The organism is Paenibacillus darwinianus (genome assembly GCF_000598065.1).
Classification (GTDB): Bacteria; Bacillota; Bacilli; order Paenibacillales; family Paenibacillaceae; genus Paenibacillus_I; species Paenibacillus_I darwinianus.
Genome location: NZ_KK082149.1, coordinates 1 through 2,150, shown reverse-complemented (window position 1 = coordinate 2,150; position 2,150 = coordinate 1). Strand labels below are relative to the sequence as shown.

Here is a 2,150-nt window from a genome sequence, read left to right as displayed (position 1 = left end):
GCGAATGCCGCCGTTGGCGTCGTCGCGGATGACAAAGCCGCCGCCGGAATCGACCTCCAGCGCATAGCGGCGTTTCGTCAGAAAACCGAGCCGTTCCGAAGCGGCCCGGCACACCTGAACGAGCTGCTCCTCCGCCACATATTCGACGAAAGCATTGCCGCGGAACACCGTTTGCAGCTTGCCGAGGCGCGAGCACTGCGCCTGCAGCTCCATTCGACGCCGCTCCAGCGCGTTCCACCGCTCATGCTTAAGCTTCAACTCCTCAACTGCGCGTTCCGCCTTGGCAGCCGCCTGCAGCGTCGATTCGCTGTCCGCCTTCGCTGCGGACAGCCGCGCAACGCATACGTTCCATCGCTCTTCATCGACGAAACGGCCTGCAAGGCGCTCCTGAAGCAGCTCGATTTGCGCTTTAAGCTGCTTGCACGCTTCGCGGTGACGCTCAATATCTTCCGCCAGCTTTGCCCGTTCGGCTAGCAGAGGCAGCAGGCTGCGCACGCCCCCGGCAGACTCAAAGCCGGATGAAGCGAGCTGCTCGTACAGCTTGCGGCCCGCTTCCCGATGGCGGTAAGCCGCGGATTGCGCCGCCTCTCCCGCCGAGCTTCTTCGTTCTGCGGCCTCTCCCAGCGCGGCGGAGGACGTTTCATGCGTTTCCCGGCATTGCTGAACCCGCATACGCAGCGCCCTGAGCGCCGTCTCGGTTTCCCGGATCAGCTCGGCTGCGGCACGTCCTCCGGTCGCTTCCTGAAGGCGCAGCGCACGCTCCTCAAGCAATCTCCGCTGGCCTTCAAGCCGTGTCGCCGCTTCGACCGCCCCGAGCATCGCCTCCTGGTGGAGACGATGGACTTCCTGCAGCAACGCGGTTTTCTCCTCGATAAACGCGACGCTTTTATCCAATCCTTCCCTAGCCGCATGGGCCTCGCCGTCGCGGCGCTCCCATCCGGCGATTGTCTCTTCCGCTTTAACTGGATCGACATCGCCGAACGAGGCTTGCCACGCCTCCAGCTGCTGCTCAGCCGCAGTTGCCGCCTCATCCATTCTTGCCTTCGCTTTTTGAAGCGCCGCCTGCTGCGCGCCGAGCTCGGCCGTGGCTTGCGCCAAACGACGGTCGCTCTCCAACCACGCTCCGACAAGCGCCTCGGCATGTCCGCCGCTTTCGCGCCATTGTCCCTCAAGCACGGCCGCCAGAGCCAGCGCCTCCTCAAGACGCTTCCGAAGACGTCCTAAGGAGGCGGCTGCGCTATCCCCGGCGGCGGCCGTCTCGGATAAGCCGAGCGAACCGGCCACAGGCGCCGGCTGACCGGCCGGCTTCGCCATTTGCTCGCCAAGGGTGCGGAGAATCTGGTCCACCGTGCGTTCCCCGTTCAACAGAAGGGTAGACAGGCGAACCAAATAACCGTTCAGGTCTGAGCGAATCCGCTCTCCCTCGCGGATGGATTCAGCCGCTGCCGCCAACGCACCGTCATCGCCGGCTGAACCTTGCGCATGCGGGGCGCCAGGATGCTCGAGCGAGCCGCATACCGGACAAGCCGCCCCCGATTCCAGATCGGCCGCCAATTGCGCGGCGAGCTTCAGCCTCGACAACGTTTTTTCCCGTTCCCGCTCCTGTTCAATCCACACCGGCAGCTGTAGGGCTTCCGCCCGCCAGCCGGCTTGGAGGCCGCGCAACTCCTCCAGCGCGGGAACGAGCAGCCGCTGCAGCGCGCGAAGCGCTTCGGCCGCTTCTTCCTTGGAAGCAGCCGCCTTGTTCACGGCCGCTTCGACGGCGGAAGCCGTCTCGCCCGATTGGGAAAGCTCGCGTTCGGCTTCGCTCAGACGAAGCCTGCCCTGGGCAAGCAGCTCGGCCTGCCGGGCCATGCCGGTCATCCGCTGCCGTTCCTCGGGCGTAAGCTCCAGCTCCTTCAGCCTGGCCTTCAGTTCGTTCTGCCGCGCGGCGGCCCGGCTGACCAAATCCTTCGCTTTTGCCGCTTGCTCCGCATAAGTGCGGGCGCGCTCCTCGGCAGTCTCGCGATGCCGTCCGCTCGCCTCCGCTTCGGAGGTGAGCGCCGCGACCTCTCTTTCCAGCAGTTCGGCTTGCGCAAGCTGCTCCCGCCGTCCTGCGAGCCGCGGCTCCGCTTCCTCCGCTTCCCGCTGGGCAGCGGTCCATGCGGCGG

General features: G+C 65.9%; 1 pseudogene. It reads right to left on the bottom strand.

Going from position 1 to position 2,150, the window contains the following annotated elements:
• Positions 1-2,150: pseudogene (locus BG52_RS15970) on the bottom strand (hypothetical protein); the annotation flags it as partial.